The sequence below is a fragment of the Streptomyces sp. ADI96-02 genome (assembly GCF_003846185.1).
Taxonomy (GTDB): Bacteria; Actinomycetota; Actinomycetes; order Streptomycetales; family Streptomycetaceae; genus Streptomyces.
The window spans coordinates 5,366,733-5,385,672 of record NZ_ML123034.1; the positions used below are offsets into that span (position 1 = coordinate 5,366,733).

Annotated in this window: 8 protein-coding genes; 2 read left to right on the forward strand and 6 right to left on the reverse strand. The window is 75.5% G+C overall.

Annotated elements, in window-relative coordinates; genetic code table 11:
• The first annotated feature begins 70 nt into the window (after positions 1-70).
• A complete protein-coding gene (locus EES43_RS23545; protein WP_124270563.1) occupies positions 71-715 on the forward strand; it encodes a type VII secretion system-associated protein in 645 nt (214 codons plus the stop codon).
• A gap of 512 nt (positions 716-1,227) precedes the next feature.
• Complete coding sequence (locus tag EES43_RS23550) at positions 1,228-2,607, forward strand: RICIN domain-containing protein (protein WP_124270564.1); 1,380 nt, start codon at positions 1,228-1,230, stop codon at positions 2,605-2,607.
• A gap of 199 nt (positions 2,608-2,806) precedes the next feature.
• On the opposite strand, the gene EES43_RS23555 is transcribed toward EES43_RS23550, so the two are convergent.
• The 6 genes from EES43_RS23555 to EES43_RS23580 are packed head-to-tail and all read right to left on the reverse strand — an operon-like array spanning position 2,807 to position 18,038.
• Positions 2,807-3,907 carry a class I SAM-dependent methyltransferase gene (locus EES43_RS23555; protein ID WP_241192511.1) on the reverse strand — a complete coding sequence of 367 codons (1,101 nt, stop codon included), beginning with the start codon at positions 3,905-3,907 and terminating at the stop codon, positions 2,807-2,809.
• Positions 3,904-5,121, reverse strand: coding sequence for a glycosyltransferase (locus EES43_RS23560; RefSeq protein WP_124270565.1), 1,218 nt, complete (start codon positions 5,119-5,121; stop codon positions 3,904-3,906). Before EES43_RS23560 ends, EES43_RS23555 begins: the two co-directional genes overlap by 4 nt.
• On the reverse strand, positions 5,118-5,954 hold the full coding sequence (locus EES43_RS23565; protein ID WP_124270566.1) for an alpha/beta fold hydrolase: 837 nt from the start codon (positions 5,952-5,954) through the stop codon (positions 5,118-5,120). Before EES43_RS23565 ends, EES43_RS23560 begins: the two co-directional genes overlap by 4 nt.
• Before the next feature lie 3 nt (positions 5,955-5,957).
• The gene (locus EES43_RS23570; RefSeq protein WP_124270567.1) at positions 5,958-6,281 is read right to left on the reverse strand and encodes an acyl carrier protein; all 324 of its coding nucleotides are present in this window, start codon (positions 6,279-6,281) and stop codon (positions 5,958-5,960) included.
• Positions 6,278-10,996 carry a type I polyketide synthase gene (locus EES43_RS23575; RefSeq protein ID WP_124270568.1) on the reverse strand — a complete coding sequence of 1,573 codons (4,719 nt, stop codon included), beginning with the start codon at positions 10,994-10,996 and terminating at the stop codon, positions 6,278-6,280. Before EES43_RS23575 ends, EES43_RS23570 begins: the two co-directional genes overlap by 4 nt.
• 1 nt (position 10,997) lies before the next feature.
• Entirely contained in the window at positions 10,998-18,038 is a 7,041-nt protein-coding gene (locus EES43_RS23580; protein ID WP_124270569.1) for a type I polyketide synthase, read from the reverse strand.
• Positions 18,039-18,940: the final 902 nt, after the last annotated feature.

Genomic DNA, 18,940 nt, shown 5'->3' on the forward strand with positions numbered 1-18,940 from the left:
CGCAGCCCCGGCTACCGCATCAGGCACACCCTCTGCCCCGACCCCACGTCCCCCAGTGAACGAGGACACGATGACTGAGTCCCGCGTCGAGACCCCCGCCTCCCTCCTGGACCCCCCACCGCCGGAGGAATTCGTCCAGGCCGCCCGGCTGGCGCCCGGCCACTGGCTCCACCTCACCGACCCCGCCTGGCCGGGGGAGGGCGCGCCACCGGACTGGGCGGTGGTCGGGCGGTGGCGCTCCGACGCGGCGGGCGAGATCGTCGAGTGGGAGGACAACGAGGAGTACCGCCCGTCGCCGGAGGCCATGGGCTGGCCCGAACCCGCCGACGACGTGGACCGCGCCATCCAGCTCGCCACCACCGGCTACGGGCCGGCCGAGGATGTCACCGCCGCCCTGGCCCGCGCCGAGGTCGCGGTCCCGGTCACGGCGAGCGGCGACCCGGTGAGCATGTCCGCCCCCGACGGGACGGCCGTGGTCCCCGCCTACACCTCGCCCCGCTACCTCCAGGGCCTCGGACAACTGGGCTCCGTGACCCTCCCGGTCGTGGACCTGCTCACCCGTATCCCGGCCGACCACAGCCTGTGCCTCAACAGCTCGGCCGCGGTCAGCATGGTGCTGACCACGGAGGGCCTGGCCGACGTGCTGGCGGAGGCGGCGACGAAGGGGAGGAAGGCGGAGGACACACCGGAGGCGGCAGGGCAGCCGAACCGCTGACACAGGACGCGTCGACGCGCGGACGGGACCGTCGGGCGGCCCGTACCGTCGCGCCGCGGGGGTCCGCGCCGAGCGCGGGACGAACGAGCACGGGGCATGAGCGATGTCCGCCCCACGCGGCGGGGCCGCGCGGGCGCCCTGCCGCCGCCTTCCCCGCCCTTTCCGTTTCGGGCCGACGTCGACGGCGAGGCCGACGTGCCCTTTCGGGCAGCCGCATCGGATCGATCGGGGATTCCGTCCCTGCGGTATGCGCGGGTTCAGTCACTTTGCGCGGTCATCCGTGACGAGCCGGGGTTCCTCCGTGACGCGGCGGGGGCGCGGTCCGCTTACGCGGCCCCGCCTGCCGAAGCCGCACCGCGCCGGGGCAACGATCTTCCAGCGCTTGCCATGCCTTGACATCGCTTGTCACGCGCAGCTCAATAAGCCTCGCAAGGCGGCGCTCTGCCGTCCGGTTCTCCGCCACCTCCTCAGCGTGCTCGTCACCGGGATTTCTCCAACCGCCGGAGTGCTCCATGAAGTTCATGCTCACCCCACGCAGAAGGACGGCCCTCGCCCTCGTCGGCGCCGCGTCCCTGCTGTGGCCCGTTCTGTCGCCGGTCAGCCCGCCGGCCTCCGCGAGCGCGGGATCCTACGACCTGCTGTACGACCCCGGCCCCTCGCACAACTGCTGGGGCCGCATCGTCGACGACGACCCGAACAAGAGTGATCCCACGCGCGTCAACACCTCCGGCTGCGGCCCCTTCGCCGCGGACAAGGAGTTCCAGCGCAGCGTGAACCAGCCGGAGAAGTCTCCGACGTGGGACATGGGCACCCTGGGGTGGAACACCGCCGACTGGGGCAGGACTCCGGGCTTCTCGTTCTCGGCGCAGACCGGGTCCAAGACGGTGAACATGACGAACAGCGCGGCCAACAGCGACTGCGGCCCGCTGCGTGAGACCAACGTGAGCTACACGTACCAGAACTCCCAGTTGCGATGGGGCTCCGACCGCAAGAAGCTGACGCTGGGCGACGGGAACGTGAACGTCTCCTACAACGCGTCGGTCCGCCAGTCAGGGTCTTTCACCTGCCCGGAGAAGCGGGCGATCCTCACCACCGACTTCATCTTCGACGATCTCAAGAACCGTGAAACGGCCCTGATCTCGGTCGTCCACTACGACGCCCAGAACGCCTTCACGGGCCCGGTCGCCGGAGACCTGGTGTGGAACACGCTGAACCCCGACGGCAAGTCGTGCCAGGCCGGGTACGGCTGCCGCGTCATGGTGAAGAGCCCGACGGGCATGCTGGGCGAAGGACAGAACGGGCTGGTCAGCGACAACATCAGCGCCCTGTTCGACCAGTACGCGCGCTACCTCAACCCCGGCAACCTGCCGAAGTCCAACTTCTCCTTCCGGGGCCTTCAGATCGTCAGCAGCAACCGCGGAACCTCCACGACCTCGTCCGTGAGCAAGGTGAGCGCCACCCTCACCCCGAACGGGCCCGTCACCACGACGCTGAGGAACCGCGACAAGCAGGGGAACCTCTGCCTGGACGTCAACAACAACCAGCAGACGTCTCCCGCCGACGCCCAGATCTACACCTGCAACACGTCGTCCGCGCAGCGATGGACGGTAGGACCGGACAACACGCTGAGGGCGAACGGCCTCTGCCTGGACGCCGAGGGCGCCGGCACCGCGAACGGCACCGACGTGAACCTGTGGACCTGCAACGGCGGACAGAACCAGAAATGGGTCCTCGGCCGCTACGGCCAGGTCTACAACCCCGTCTCCGGCCGCTGCCTGGAGGTCGCGGGCGGGAGCAGCCAGAGCGGCTACTCGGATCTCCAGCTCTACGACTGCTGGGGCGGTGTGAACCAGAAGTGGTGGACGCCCTACGGAGACTTCCACGACCAGTGAGTGCCGGCCGCCCCATGCCGAGCCCGACCGCCCCACCGGCCACCACCCCGCCGGTGTGAGCGCGACCCGGTCGGCGACCGGTTCCGCGACCGGTTCCGCCTCCGTCCTCAGGACGGTGGCCAGCGCCTCCCGGCCCGTACAGGGCCCGGGAGGCGCTGCCGTTCGCGGTGACCGTCCGACGGCCCCGCGACGGGTCCTGTCAGCCGGGCGTCGGCGGCCCGCCGTCCGCATCGCGCCGGGCTACCAGGCGGTACGCGTTCGCCAGCCGCAGCGGTCCGGCGAACGGCCTCACGACCACCCGGTCCAGCACGGCCGCCGCCAGCAGCAGCGGCACCCCGGCGATCATCACAGCGGTGCGCAGCGCCCGCCGTCCGGCCCCCGGCGGCGCGTCCAGCCACGGCAGGTCCTCCCGCGGCGCGACCGCGTTCAGGGCCGACCACACCGCGGCCAGCAGGTCGACCGGATCGTGCGCCTCGGCGTGCTCCTCGGCCAGGACGGTGAAGCCGCACTCGGCCAGCCGCCGGCGCAGGTTGCCCGCCGGGACCAGGTGCAGGTGCTGCGGCTGGAGCCACGGCAGCCACCAGCGGCCCAACAGCCGGGCGAAACGGCTCTCCGGATCCGGCACGTCGATCACCAGCAGACCGCCCGGACGCAGCACCGCGTGTGCGGCCTCCAACTCGCGCTGCGGGGAGGTGCAGTGCTCCAGGCAATGGAACATGCTCACCACGTCGTACGAGCCGGGCTGCCGCGCGGCCAGTTCGGGCAGCGAACCCCGGTGGCCCCGGCGCACCCGGCCGGCCCGCTCGGCGAGATCGGCGCCGTCGGTGCGGTCGATCCCGTCGAAGGCCACCGCCGGGAGCACCGCGCGGGCCGTCTCGCAGAAGTGGCCGTGGCCGGTGCCGACGTCCAGCCACTCGGCGGCGCCGCCCAGGTGCGGCCGTACGGACTCCGCCCGGGAACGGTAGGCCGCGGCACGCCCGTCGAACACGCCGCCGAGCTTCTCCTCGCCGAGGCCGTCGTAGAAGTCCCGGTAGTAGAAGGCGAGTCCGCGCTCGTTCAGCCGCGGGTTCTGGAAGACGTGCCCGCAGGCGTCGCAGCGGTCCAGCTCGAAGGCGCCCGGCTTGTGCTGCAACAGGTCCGCGGTGTGCAGACGCCCGGTGAGCCGGTTCGAGCCGCACCAGGGGCACGCACGGGCGCGCGGTGCGAAGAAGGCGTCGGTTCCCTCGGCCAGTTCCTCCCGGTAGGCGGCGCGCAGCGCGGCCACCCGGAGCGTACGGTCCTCGCGGGATACGGCGTTCACTTGTCCTCCATCCGGCCGTCGGCCAGCCGTTCCAGGTGCCGGGCGGCGGCCGGGGCGCCGCCGGCGTCGCGGAAGGCCCGCGCGATCGTGCGGGCCGCCGCCCGCGGGTGGGGTTCGTCGAGGACGGTGTCGACGGCCGCGCCGATCGCGTCCGCGCCGGACCGGCCGAAGCGGATCCGCACGCCCGCACCGGCGTCGGCCACCTGCGCCGCGACCACCGGCTGGTCGTCGCGGATGGGCGCGACCACCAGCGGGACGCCGTGCCACAGCGCCTCGCACACGGTGTTGTGCCCGGCGTGGCAGACGACGGCGTCGGCCCGTTCGAGCAGTTCCAGCTGGGGGATCGCGGGCAGGGCGATGACGTCCCGCTCCCGGTCCGGGCCGCCGGGCGCGGAACCGGCGAGCGTGCCCTCCGGGTCGACGATGACGGCCTGCACCCGGTCGGCACGGGCCCGCAGCGCCTCGGCCGCCCGGCCGAGGAAGCGCGCCCCCACGTCCGTGTTGGCGGTGCCCAGGGTGACCAGGACCAGCCTGCGCCCGGGATCGAGCCGGTCCCAGGGGAACGCGGCGGGGAAGGGACGGGCGGTCAGCGACGGCCCGACCCAGCGCACCCGGTCGCCGCCCCGCGCGGCCGGACCCGCCAGCTCCGGTGTGGTGAACGCGAGCACCAGGTGCGGGGAGAAGCGCGGGTCGCCGCTTCCCGCCGGATCACCGATCCGGGCGCGCAGATCGCGCAGCAGCGCCTCGTTCCAGGCGGCGACCCGGGGCATGGTGGCCAGGACGTCCGCGAACTCGGCCGAGGTCGTCGCCGACGTGGCCCACGGCAGCCCGAGATCCTCGGCGACGAGTGCCCCGGCCATCGCCTGCTGGTCGGCGACGACCACGTCCGGCCGGAATGCGGCGACCGCCTGCCGCACGCCCGGGGCCATCGCCTCGGCCAGCGGCACGAGGAACCTCTCCCACAGGAAGCGCAGCGCCTCCGGCCCGCGCACGTCCGGGGGCCGTCCGGCGACCGGCCCCTCCTCCCAGCCCAGCTCCGATCCGGGCGGCGGACACGGGTGGACGACGGCGTCCGGCCCGGCGAGACGGCGGATGAGCGCGGGCTCGCCCGCCCACGCCACCCGGTGGCCGCGGGAGGCGAGCACGGCAGCCACGCCGACGGCCGGGTTGATGTGTCCGACCAGCGGCGGCACCACGAACAGGAAGCGGCTCACCGGACGCCCACCCGGTCCGCCACGGCCGGACGGGAGTGCCGGCCGACCCAGTCCAGGACGAGATCGCGCACCCGCCCGGGAGCCTCCACCAGGACCGAGTGCTGGTGGCCCGGCAGCAGTTCGGTCGTGCAGTGCGGCAGCAGCGACCGCATGCGGGGCGCCTGCGCGGCCAGGTCGGAGTCGGCCCCGTAGAGGGCGAGGACCGGGCAGTCGATCGCGCGGACGTCGTCGTCGCCCATCACCGCGCTCGCCGGGATGTCCCGGGCGATCGTGGTGTCGCGGACGAGCTGCGCGGCGGACTTCGCCAACCGGGCGGTGTGGCCGCCGTGGTGGGCGGCTATCCAGTCGAGGGCGGCGTCCTCGTTCACGCTCATCTCGTGGCGGACCCGCCCCAGCAGCCCGGCGAGCTTGGCCGCCCAGGCGCCAGTGGCCGGTTCCGACTCGATCACCACCATGCCGGCCACCCGTTCCGGCCGGCGCAGCGCGTAGTCGAAAGCGACCGTCCCGCCGTAGGAGTTGCCCACCAGGTGCACCGGGCCGCCGACGTCGAGCCGGTCCAGGAGCGCGTCCAGGTCGTCGGTGAACGCCCCGAGCGTGTAGCCGCGGTCCGGCCGCCCGCTGCGGCCGTGGCCCCGGTGGTCGTACATGACCACGTCCAGACCGGCCGCCGCGAAGGCCGGGGCGACGGTGAAGTAGTAGCTGGCCAGGCTGTCGGTGAGCAGGCCGTGGAGCAGGACGACGGTGGCGCCCGCCGCCGCTCCGGGGCCGGCGGCGGGTGAGGGAGCCAGGCGTTGGACGTGCAGCCGGACGTCGCCGGTGTCGATGATCGCCATGGCTCAGACCCGCCCCGCTGCCTTGAGGCACAGGCAGACGTGCTCGACGAGCCGGCCCACGCTGAGTTCGATGATCTCGTCCAGCTCCATGGAGGACACGAACTCGGCGAAGTTGACCAGTCGGCCGTAGCGCTCCTCCAGCAGACCCGCGAGCGTCACCAGGTCGATGCTCTCCAGTTCGAGGTCGCGGCCGAAGCGGGTCTCCATCGTGATCTCGGTGTCGTCGAGGCCGTAGTCCTCCAGCACCTGTTCGATCATGGCGGTCAGATCGGCGAGGACCGCCGCCTCGTCGGCCCGCACGGAGCCGGTGGGGTGGGGGGTGGTCACGTCTGGTCCCTCTCGTCATGGATGGCGCCCGGTCCCGGCTGTTCCGGGTCCGGGCCGGTGGTCCAGGCCACGATGTACGCGCGTGGGGGCAGCCCGGGGGGATTGGCGACCTGTTCGCAGCTCACCCGGTACGTACGGGCGGGTGCTCCCGGCCGCCGTACGGTGACCGTCAGCCGGTCCGGTTCCGCGCGGGTCACCGCGAAGTCGCGCGGCCGGCCGCCGAATCCGGTCCCCTCGGCCTTGGCGGCGGCCTCCTTCGCCGCCCAGAAGCGGGTGAACCACAGGGCTCGCGGCTCTCCGCCCGCCTGCCGGGCCGCCAGCAGCTCCCCTTCGGCCGCTGAGAGCGCGGTGGTGACGGTGGCCTCCTCGGGCTCGGCGATCTCCTCGATGTCGATGCCCGGCCCGCGGAAGCCGTCCTCCCCGCCGTCCGGCCCTCGGCGCAGGGCGATGGCGACACCGGCCTCGGCGCGATGGGCCACCGACACCGCCGGCGGAACGAACTCCCGGCTGTGGCGCCCGGTGACGTGGGGCCGGCCCGCCGCGTCGTTGCCGACGAGGAGTTCGGCGGGGAAGAGCGGGCCCTCCCCTTCCGCCCACAGCAGACGGCGTACGGCGTCCTTGGCCGCGATCCGGCCGAGCAGCCACTGGCGGCGGCCACGCGGCGGCCGTTCGGCGTACGCCGTGCGCTCCGGGTCGCTCAGCGCGTTGCGCATGATCAGCTCCCGCGAGGCGAGGTCGGGCCAGCGCTCGAACACCAGCGACCAGCCGCCGGGCCGGTGGGTGGAGAGGGTGTTGCGCTCCGGGAACCGCTCGACGGGCCGGGTGTGCGGGTCGTTGTCGAAGCGGCGGTCCTGCCAGCCCGTGAGCTGGGCCCACACCCGGCCGGAGACGGTGAGCACCGCCTCCGCCTCCAGCACCGTGTCCGTGAGGGACACGATCCGGATCGAGCACTCCACGGGTGTCCCGGCGGCCGGATGCGGTCCGAAGAAGCGCATGTGCCGCATCCGCACCGGGAAGACCACGGTCCGCTCGGTGTGCGTCGCCATGATCCAGTAGCCGAGCACCTGCCCCACGTTGTCCAGCAGGGCGCCCGGCGCGGGCGGGGTGGTCAGCGTGGCGCGCACGTGCCGGTCGCCGATCGCGGACAGCCGGGTCATGCCCTGGTAGGCCGGGCCGTGGAACATCCACCGCTCGCGGTAGACCTGCTCGGCGGTGTGCTCGGGCACCCGTTCGGAGCGGGGATCGGGAGGTTCCGGCGCGGCGGGGGCCCGCGGGTGCCGGGCCGCCAGCTCCACCACCCCCCGGGCGTGCGGCCCGAACGACACCGCGACCTGGTCCGGCCCCCGCGGTGCGACCGTGACGGGCACGTCCACGGGCTCGGCGGCCGTGACCCACCGGTCGAAGCACGCGTCGTGCACCGCCACGGCCACGCTCCCGGGTACGGCGCGCTCGGCAGCCGCCATCAGATGCGCCACGATGGTGGTGGCGGGCACCACCGGCCACCGGTCGGCCACATCGGGCCAGTCGGCGCGCTGCGGGAAGAAGCAGTGGTCGAGCAGGTACGGCATCCGGTCCGCGCCGACCCGTACGGTCTCGTGCCGGACGTCGGTGAGGAGCGCGGCGGGGGCGGCCGGGAGAGGCGCGGCGGAAGAGGCCGCCACGGTCGGCGCGGGCCCGGCCGGCGCGGACGTCCGCGCCGCGAACCCGGCGCGGTGCGGCCTCGGCGGCCGTACCGTACCGCCCGGCCGGGGCGCTCCCGCTGCGGCGATCAGCGTCGCGGCCGTCTGCGCGGTCTCGCGCAGCAGGGCCGACAGCTCCGCCGCCACCGGCGACGCGGACGCGGCCGGCGCGAGGGCGGCGGCCGGATCGCCGGTCGGCGCGGCCACCGGTCCCAGACCCGGCGGCAGGTCCACCAGCGCGCCGCCCAGGTCGAGGCGGACCCGGCGCGCTGCCGTCGGAGCAGGGGCGGGAGGGGCCGAGTACGCGGGCGCGGCGGCCGGGGCGGGCGCGTCCAGAACGCGGGGGTCGGTCTCCGCCCCGGCCGTCCACAGCGCGACGGCCACCCGCCGCAGCTGCGCCAGGCCGCTGCGGTGCGGGGAGTTGGCGGCGACGACCAGGTGGTCCCGTCCGGCCATGGTGTCGCCGACGAGAGAGCCGAGCTGCCCCGGCCCGGCCTGTACGAAGGCGCGGAACCCGGCCTCGTACATCGCCTCGACCAGGGCCCGGAAGCGGACCGGTTCGAGGAGGTGGCGGACGAACAGGGCGCGGACGGCGGCCTCGTCCGCAGGGAAGGGCGCGGCCGTGGTCCCCGACCAGACGGGGACGTGCGGGGCGCGCAGCGGCATGCGGTCGGCGGCCTCCTGGAAGGGCCCGAGGCACGGTTCGAGCATCGGGGTGTGGAAACCGGACCGGAACGGCAGGACGCGTACGAGGACTCCCTCGGCGCGCAGCACCGCCCCGAACGCCTCCACGGCGTCCGGCGGGCCGCAGACCATCGACTGGTTCGGCGCGTTGTCGTGGGAGAGGACGACGGAGGGGTGGCCGCCGCCCGCCAGGACGCGGGTCACCCGTTCCGCGTGGGCCCCCACGGCGGCGTACGCCAGGTCCGCGCCCCGGACGGTCTCGGGGTCGAGACCCGCCATGAACGCGTCGACGGCCGACTCCTCGTACAGTCCGCCGACGGCCATCGCCGTCCACTCGCCGACGCTGTGCCCGGCGACCGCGTCGGGCACGACGCCGATGCGGCGCAGGACCGTGTCGAGCAGCCGGCCGACCGCGACGACGCCGAGCCCGTGCCGGCCGAGGCCGTCGCCGACACCCTGCTCCCGGCTGCTCGACCCCGGTGCCGCCAACGGTGGCCGGGGCAGCCCGAAGTGGTCGGCGATGTCGTCCACGTGCGGCGCGAACTCCCCTTCCAGCCCCGGGAAGAGGAACGCGGTCCGGCCCGGCGCCCCGCCGCCGACGAGCGGGCGGGGGCTGAACCAGACGTCGTTGCGCCCCTGCCACGCCTCGCCCTTGGCGACGACGCGGCGGGCCAGCGCGAGCCGCTTGGGCGTCGGGCCGACGATGCCCAGCCGAACCGGGCCCGCACCGGTGACCCGGCCGGGCCCGGCGTCCGGGCCGGGGCCCTGGGCGTGGTCGTCCAGCAGGACGCCGAGCGCCTCGGGAGTCGCCGCGCTCAGGAGCAGCACCGGTTCGCCCTCCGCGACCGAGGCCCGGCGGGCCGCCGCGGCGGAGGGCGTGACGGCGGGAGAGGGACGGCCCGCGGCGGCGGGGGCCTGTTCCAGTACGACGTGCGCGTTGATGCCGCCGAAGCCGAACGCGTTCACGGCCGCCCGGCGCGGTACGCCCGGACCGCTCACCCAGGGGGCCGCCCGGTCGATCGGGCGGAAACGGGTGGCGGCGAGCGCCGGATGCGGGTCCTCGCAGTGCAGCGTGGGCAGCAGGGTGGCGTGGTGGACGGCGAGGGCCGCCTTGATCAGCCCCGCGACGCCGGCCGCCGGCATCGCGTGCCCGATCATGGACTTCACCGAGCCGATCACCGGCCGGTCCGCCGGGTCCGTGCCGTTCGGCCGACGCGGACCGAACACCTCGCGGAGCGTGGCCAGTTCGGCGGCGTCACCGGCCGGGGTGGCGGTGCCGTGCGCCTCCAGCAGCCCGAGCGAGCCCGGTGCGGCGGGATCGAGGCCGGCGGCCCGCCACGCCGCCCGGACCGCCCGGGTCTGCCCGGCGGGGTCGGGGTTGACCAGACCCGAGGTGCGGCCGTCGCTGCTGACCCCGGTGCCCCGGATCACCGCGTAGACGCGGTCGCCGTCGCGTTCGGCGTCGGCGAGGCGCTTGAGGACCACCACGCCGGTGCCCTCGCCGATGAGGATGCCGTCGGCGTCGCGGTGGAAGGGCCGGATGCGCTCGCTGGGGGAGAGCGCGCGCAACTGCGAGAAGACGCTCCACAGCGTGATGTCGTGGCAGTGGTGCACGCCCCCGGCCAGCATCACGTCGCAGCGGCCGGCGGCGAGCGCGGTCACCGCCTGGTCCACGGCGAGCAGCGACGAGGCGCACGCGGCGTCGACCGTGTAGGCCGGGCCGCGCAGATCGAGCCGGTTGGCGACCCGGGACGCGGCCAGGTTGGGCACCAGGCCGATGGCGTCCTCGGGCCGGTCGGGCCCCAGCCGGTCGGTGAACGCCGTCCGGATCCGCTCCAGCCGCTCCGCGTCCAGGTCGGGCATGAGGTCGCCCAGCGTGCGCACCAGCTGCCGCGCGGTGCGGACGCGCTGGTCGAGCCGCGCCAGCCCCGGCGTGAGGTAGCCGCCGCGTCCCAGGACGATCCCGACCCGGTCGCGGTCGGGCAGCCGGTCCGCGCCGCCCGCGTCCGCGAGGGCGCTCGCGGCGACGTGCAGCGCGATCAGCTGGTCCGGCTCGGTGCCGGGCACCGAGTTCGGCATGATGCCGAACCGGGTGACGTCGACCTCGGCGACGTCGTCGACGAAGCCGCCGCGCCGGCAGTACACCCGGTCGGCCGCGGCCGGTTCCGAGGCGCTGCCCGGGTGGTAGTACGCGCGGTCCCACCGGCCCGGGGGCGCCTCGCCGATGACGTCGACGCCGGAACCGAGGTTGTGCCAGTAGGTCGCCAGGTCGGGGGCGCCGGGCAGCATCACCGCCATGCCGGTGATGGCGACGGGCGCGTGGGCCGCGCCCCCGTGTGCGGAGAGGGACATCTCACCGCTCCGAGGCGGTGTGGACGACCGAGTTGACCGTCTCCTCGCCCCAGGCGAGTTCCCGCAGCAGAGCCAGGGCGCCCTCCTCGGGGTCGATGAGGGTGACTCCGCGCTGCGCGTAGTGGCGGGCCAGCTCCGGGCCGACCATGCCGGTGTGGCTCGCGGCCGGGGCCCACGGGCCCCAGTGGACGGTCAGCGCGCGTCGCCCGGTGCGTGCCGCCCAGGCGGAGCCGAGGCGGTCCAGGGCGTCGTTGGCCGCCGCGTAGTCGGCCTGGCCGCGATTGCCGAGTACGGCCGCGATGCTGCCGAACAGCAGGGCGAAGGAGGGGAGTTCGGGCAACTGCTCCACCGCGTCGAGCAATGCCGCGGCGCTCTCGGTCTTGGTGCCGAAGACCTGTCCGAACGAGGCGGGCGTCTTCTCCTCCATCAGCCGGTCCTCGATGATCCCGGCGGCGTGCACCACTCCGTCGATACGGCCGTGCTCGGCGTGGATCTCCTTGACCGCCTGGAGCACGGCGGGCGCCTCCCGGCAGTCCACACTGCGGTAGCCGACCCGGCTGCCCGCGGCGCGCAGCGCCTCCAGCGTCGCCGTGATCTCCCGCCGGGCCAGGACCAGGTCGGCGGCGCGGGCCACCTCGGCGGGGGAGCCGTAGCGGCCGGTGCCCGCGAGCACGGCGCGCAGGGCGGCCCGGTCGCCCGCGCCGGCGGTCTCCGGATCCTCCGGCCCCTCCGGCGCCGGGGTGCGGCCGAGGAGTTCGATCCGGCACCGGGAGGCCGTCGCGAGAACGCCCACGCAGTGCGCGGTGATCCCGCGAGCCCCGCCGACGACGACCACCACGCTGTCCCGGTCCAGGCCCAGGGCGGCTGCCTCGGCCGCGCCCTCGCCCGCGGGGCCCGCCCCGGTGCTGCCGAGCGCGCCGAGCGGCGCGGCGGTGAGCCGGGGCGCGAAGCGCCCGGCGGAGGTACGCAGGACGACGGGCGGGGCGGCGTCGGCCAGGAGTTCGGCCGCCAGCACCTCCGCCGCGCCGGCCGGCGACGCGTCCGCGCCCAGGTCCAGGCCGACACAGCTCACGCTCACGTCCGGGTACTCATGGGCGGCGGTCCGCATCAGCCCGTCCACCCCGGCGGACCGGACCCCGGCCGCCGTACGGGCCAGGACCAGCCGACGCGGCCCGCGCCGCAGGGCGTCCCGTACGACCGGGAAGCCGGCCGGGAGGAACGGCGCGCCCTCCTCCGCGAGGGCGGAGAGGAGGACGACGCCGTCCACGGACCCGTCCGCCTCGCTCAGCGGGTGGTCGGCGGCGAGGAGGGCCGCTTCCGCGCCGAGGCTGACCAGCCGGGCGGACAGCTCCGCCGCCACCCCGCGCAACGCGCCGTCGCCGTCGCCGAGCAGCGCGTACCGCTTGCCGGCGAGCCCGCCCGGTCCGGGCTCCGGCTCCGGTCCGGGCAGGGCCACGGGCAGCATCCGGAAGCGGCGGGGCGCCGCGACGAGCAGGTCCGCCTGCCCTTCCGGGGCTCCGTCCGGCGCGGTCACCGGCTCGGGGGCCGCCGCAGGGGCGTCCGCCGAACCGCCGAGGGCGCGGGCCACCATCCAGTGCGCGATCGCCGAGGCGGTCCGGGCGCGGGTCAGCTCCTCCAGCTCCGCGTCCTCCAGGGAGGCCGGCGAGGAGCCGCCGGCAGCGCCCAGGCGGCGGGCCAGCTCACCGGCTATCTCGGCCCGCTTGATGGAGTCGACGCTGAGGTCGGCCTCCAGGTCGAGGTCGGGCTCCACCATGTCCAGGGGATAGCCGGTGCGCTCGCTGATCAGCTCCAGGACCGCGCGCAGGACCCCCTCCTCGGTGAGGACCGGGGCGTCGACGGGGCCGGCGGCGGGCACCGGGGCGGGGGCGGTGGCCGGTGGGGCGGCCGGTGCGGCGGGAAGGGGCGCCGCCGGGAGCGGCGGCAGCAGCGCCGGCTGGTACGGCGGCGCAGGGTGCCCGGCCAGGGGCCCGGCGGCCGGGGCGGCCCCGAAGTAGGCGAGCAGCACGTCGCGTTGAGCGGAGACCATGTCCCGGCTGGTCCGCAGGAACTCGGCGATGAGGGCGTCCGCCGCACCGTCCGGGGTCTGGCCGGCATGCGTCACAGGGGTCTCCACGACTCGTCGGGCCGGCGCGAGCGCGCCGGGGAGGGGTTCGCCGGAGGCGGTGCGGACGAGGTGTCCGTCCACGGTCCAGCCGGGAAGGCGGGGTGCGGGCGTCCGCTCGGCGTCGATCGCGTCGCGGCCTTGGAACATCCAATCCGTCACCACCGGCACTCCGGCGGCGGCGAGTCGGGCGAGCGCGTCCAGGAAGCCCGGGAGGCCGCTGTCGGCCCGCGGCTCGCAGGCGACGACGCGGTGCGGGCGCTCGCCCAGGATGTCGGCGACGAGGCGGGTCAGGACACGGCCGGGCCCCACCTCGACGAAGGTGCGCGCGCCGGCCTCGTACATCGCCTCGATCTGCGCCACGAAACGCACCGGGGAGCCGATCTGGGCCGCGAGTTCGTCGCGTACGGCGTCGGGATCGGGGCTGTAGGGGCGGGCGGTGCGGTTGGCCCAGACGGGGAACTCCGGTGCGCGCAGCGGCTGCTGCTCCAGAGTCCGGCGGAACGCGGGACCGGCCTCGGCGAGCAGCGGACTGTGGAAGGCGCAGGCGACCGGCAGCCGCGTCGCGCCGTGGCCCGCGTCGCGCAGCAGCTTCAGCGCCGCCTCGACGGAGGCCGTCGGGCCGGAGACGACGCTCTGCCGGGGAGCGTTGTGGTTGGCGACGACGAGCCCCCGTGGCGGCTGCCCGTCGAGCGCCCGCTCGATCTCCTCGGGGGTGGCGGCGACGGCGGCCATCGCGCCGGGATCGTCGCCGGCCGCGCCGAGGACGGCCCGGGCCCGCGCGGCGCTGAGGCCGGGCAGCGCGTCCGGGTCGATGACGCCCGCGGCGCACAGGGCGACCAGTTCGCCGTAGCTGTGGCCGGCGGCCAGGTCCGGGCGGACGCCGGAGCGGGTGAGCAGGCCGTACGCGGCGAGTTCGACGATCCCCAGGGCGGGCTGGGCGGCCCGGGTGTCGGTCAGGGCCTGCCGGGCACGCTCCCGCGCGGCGTCGTCGAACGCGGCGGGCGGGTAGAGCGCCTCGGGCGCCCGGCCGTCGCCGTCGGCCCCCAGCAGGCGGCCGAGTTCGGGGAACGCGGTGAACAGGTGCGCCGACATCCCCGGGCGCTGGCTGCCCTGCCCCGGGAACAGGAAGGCGGTCAGCCCGGGTTCGGCCGCCGGCCCCGCGAGGTGCACCCCGTGCGGCGGACCGCCGGCCGGCCCCGCGCCGGGGGCCTGGAGGCCGGGTTCGGCCGTGCCGGTCGCCCCGGACGGGTCGGGCGCGTCGAGTGCGTCGAGTGCGTCCAGGGTGTGCCGGAGCCGTACGCACAGCTCGGCCACATCGTGCGCGACGAAGGCGGCCTGTACGGGGCCCTGGGCGCGCCCCGCGCGGTGCGAGGCCGTGGCGGCCAGATCACGCAGCCGCCAGGGGGCGGCGCCCGACCCGGCCGCGGCGGCGAGGTCGAGCAGTTCGGCGGCGGCGCGGCGGGCCGCCGCGGGCCCGGCGCCCCGGAAGGCGAACAGCTCGGCGGGCCAGCTGTCCCGGGCGTGGACCGGCGGCGGACCGTCGCCGCCGTGCGCGGAGAGGACGACGTGGAAGTTGGTGCCGCCGAAGCCGAACGCGCTCAGCCCCGCGTGCCGCTGCCCGGGGGCGGCGGGCCACGGCAGCGCCTCCCGGTGGAAGACGAACGGGCTCTCGCCCTCCTTCCAGGGCGAGACGGGCCGCTTCAGGTGCAGTGTGGGCGGGCGTACGCCCGTGTACAGCGCGAGCGCGGTCTTGATGAGGCCGGCCAGTCCGGCGGCGCACTTGGTGTGCCCGATCTGCGACTTCACCGAACCGAGGACGCACGCCCCGCTGGACGCGCCCGCCTCGGTGAACACCTCGGTGAGCACACCGAGTTCGGTACGGTCGCCGACGACGGTCCCGGTGCCGTGGGCCTCCACGAGCGAGACCTGCGCGGGGGAGACGCCGGCGTTGCGGTAGGCGCGCTCCAGAGCGGCGCGCTGGCCCTCCGGCCGCGGGGCGGTCAGCCCGAGGGAACGGCCGTCGCTGGAACTGCCGACCCCCTTGATCACGCCGTACACCCGGTCCCCGTCGCGCTCGGCGTCCGCGAGGCGCTTGAGGACGACGCACGCGACGCCCTCGCCGAGGGCGATGCCGTCGGCGGTGTCGTCGAAGGCGCGGGAGCGGCCGGTGGGGGAGAGCGCGTGCACGGAGGTGAACAGGGCGTAGTCGTTGATGCCGTTGTGGAGGTCGGCCCCTCCGCACAGCATCAGATCGCTGGTCCCCATCACCAGTTCCTTGCAGGCGACGTCGACGGCGGCCAGCGACGAGGCGCAGGCGGCGTCGACGGTGTAGTTCGCGCCCCGCAGGTCGAGGCGATTGGCCACCCGTCCGGAGACGACGTTGGCGAGCATCCCGGGGAAGGTGTCCTCGGTGAGCCGCGGCAACTGCTCGTCCAGGGCGGCGGGGACGTGTCCGTAGTAGGAGGGGAGCACGGCCCGCAGGGTGGCGGCGTTGGAGAGGTCGCTGCCCGCCTCGGCGCCGAAGACGACACCGGCCCGCGTACGGTCGAAGCCCCGGCCCTCCTCCCCGTACCCGGCGTCCTCCAGGGCCCGCCGCGAGGCTTCCAGGGCGAGGAGCTGCACGGGCTCGATGCTGCCCAGAGAGGTTGGCGGGATGCCGTAGCGCAGTGGGTCGAAGGGGATCCGGGACAGGAACCCGCCCCACTTGGAGGCGCTGGCCGCCCCCGGCTCGGCGGAGTAGTGCACGGCCGGGTCCCAGCGCTCCGGCGGCACTTCGGTGACGGCGTCGTACTGGTCGAGGACGTGCGCCCAGAAGGAGGCCAGGTCGGGCGCCTGCGGGAACATGCAGGCCATGCCCACGATCGCCACGTCCAGCGGCTCGGGCGCACGGTCCTTCGCCGCGCCGCCCGCCGTACGGGCCGCTCCGGGCGCGAGGCGGGGGAGGAGGCCGGCGGCGCGGCGGCCGAGGAAGTCGGCGGCCCCGTCGGTGACGGAGGCGTGCAGCTCGGCCACCGTGGTGGTCGCCGAGCGCAGCACCGCCACCTCGCCCGCCATGAACATCCCCTCGGCGTACTGCCGGGACTCGTCCACGGCCGCGAGACCGCCGGCGGCGGTGCGCTCGACGCCCTTGCTGGCGATGCGCAGGCGGCCGACGTTGAGGCGTTCCAGCCGCTCCCAGATCTCGCGTCCCGGGACGCCCTCGGCGCGCAGCCCGGCCTCCAGGTCGCGGAAGCCGTCGCTGAACGGGCTGGGGACGCAGCGGGTGGCGTGTCCCGGGGCGGTGCGCAGCAGCGCGGTCCGCTCGGCGGCGAGCACCTGCCGCTGGAAGAGGGGCTGTACGGCTCCGCACGCGACCGCCTCCTCGGTGAACAGGTAGGCGGTGCCCATCAGGACGCCCACCGCGCAGCCGCGGGCGGCGAGCGGGGCGGCGAGGGCGGCGACCATGGCCGCCGAGCGCGCGTCGTGGACGCCGCCGGCCAGGAACACCTCGACACCGGCCGCGCCGTCCGGGGCCTGGTCCGCCCACGCGTCGATGACGGCCAGTTGGGCCTCCCAGAGCGGGAAGCTGTTGCGCGGGCCGACGTGTCCGCCGCATTCGGCGCCCTCGAAGACGAACCGCCGGGCGCCCTGCTCCAGGTACTGGCGCAGCAGGCCGGGCGAGGGCACGTGCAGGAACGCCCGGATGCCGTCGTCCTCCAGGGCCCGGGCCTGCGAGGGGCGGCCCCCGGCGATGATCACATGGGTGGGCCGGTGGGCGCGCACGGCCTCCAGTTGGGCGGTGCGGGTCTCCTCGGGCGCGAAGCCGAGCACGCCCACGCCCCACGAGCGGCCGGCCAGCGCCGTGCCCGCCTCGGCGAGCAGGGCGTGCGCCTGGTCGCGTCCGGCGAGGGCCAGGGCCAGGAAGGGCAGGGCCCCGCCGTCGGCCACCGCGCGGGCGAAGTCCGCACCGTCGCTGACGCGGGTCATGGGGCCCTGGGCGATCGGCAGAGCGGTGCCCAGAGCGCGGCTCATGGACGAGTCCGGGCGCAGGATGTCCGCGGCGCCGTCCCCCTCGACGGCGGCCCTGACCGCGTCGGTGACGGCGCGGACGGCGCCCGCGGCGTCGCGGAAGCGGTCGGCGAACCGGGCGGCGAGGAAGCCGTCCTGGCCCACGGGCAGCAGCCGCTTCTCCGGGTCCCGGCCGCCGAGCAGGGCGGCCACCCGCTCGCCGTCGGGGGAGTCCTCCAGGGGCGTCGCCCCGGGGGCGCGGCGTTGCAGGAACCGGTGACCGGCCAGGACGGTGGTCTCGGAGCCGTCCATCCCGCGCAGGACGGCGGCGACGGAGGCGGGGACGGCGGATTCGGCCAGCAGCGCGAGCTGGGTGTCGAGCACCACGCCGGCGGCTCCGCCGACCACGGCGGCGGCGGCCGAGCCCGGTGCCATGCCTCCGCAGGCCCACACCGGCGGGCCGTCGGGGCCGACCGCGTCGAGGAGTTGCTGGAGCAGGACGAACGTCCCGAGCTCGCCGATCCGCCCGCCGCACTCGCTGCCGCGGGCGATGAGGCCGTGGACGCCGGCGTCGAGGGCCGCGTGGGCCTCGTCCGGACCGGTCACCTCGGCCAGGACGCGGACGCCCCGGGGCAGGGCTCCGGCCCGCCAGGGAGCTCCGGCGCCGAGCACCACGGTGTGCGGAAGTCCCTCGTCGCGGACGAGGTCGTCGAGGACTAATCGGCACTGCGGCCCGACACGGACCCCGTGGCGGCCGGGGAGCCACCTGCGCAGGTCGTCCCACGCCGCACGGGCCGCGCGGTCCCCGGAACCGAGGTCCAGGACCCCGAGTCCGCCGCCGCGTGTGACGGCCGCCGCCAGCCGGGCGTCGGGTTCGCCGAAGGGAGTCAATCCGATGACCAGGTCAGGGATGTTCTCTGCCGATGTCATATTTCTCCGAATGTGCGATGCATTGCCGCTGGGGGATTTCGGCCAAGCAAAAGCCGCAGAAAGGCACGCGGTCACGCGGACCCGGAACAGGAATTCCGGCCGTCCGGTGAACGAGGCGAAACTAGCGGCAAGGTAGTGAAGGGTCAACGCTGCGTCGCGGGTTCGCACGCGAAACTTGAGCGGTGTCAGGGGTCGCGCCGAAGGGCGGGACATTCTGGTAGGCGGTGTTCGCCGCGCCACACGTCGTGGAGTGTGAAAGGCCGGAATTCGACGCCTTGGAGAGGCTCAAGAGCGCCGACAGTACTGGCCAGTAGGGGTATTGTCAGGAGCGCCGCCGCTCCGACTGCTCCCGGTTCTGTCCGGTTCCGGCGTTGCGCGACGCCGCTCTTGCGCCCACGGGCGGTGTCGGCGTACGCCGTACGGGCCCCGTTTCCCGTGCCGCCGCAGGGGTCGGCCGGCCGGATCGTCGCGGGTGGCCTCCGCCTCGGAAGTGGCGTACTCCACACCCTCGAACAGGGGCGTTCGACCGCCCGGCGCCGGCGCGGGCCCCGATGCGGCTCCCCGGAGGGCCGCCGCGCGCCCCGGCTTCGCGTGGCCCGTGTCCGGTCCCGGACGCGGGTTGGACGCGGCGGCGGAGGGTGGGGCGGGGCCGTGACGCCGTTGCGCGTCACTTGAAGTGCTCATGCTCAATGAGCAGTTGGGTCTCGCGAAGGCTCCGTCGGAGCGGAGTGCGCGGGGGTGTCCGCCGGCCCGCCCGGCCGCCTCCGCCCGCAGGGATGCCCCATGGCCGCCGCGGTCCGCCGCCCGCCGGAGAGGGGGTGTGGGGCGGGCGCATTCGAGATGTGGGCCCCACCGCATGTTTCCCGCTGGTAACTTGCCTTTTCCCATCCTCCGGATTTCCG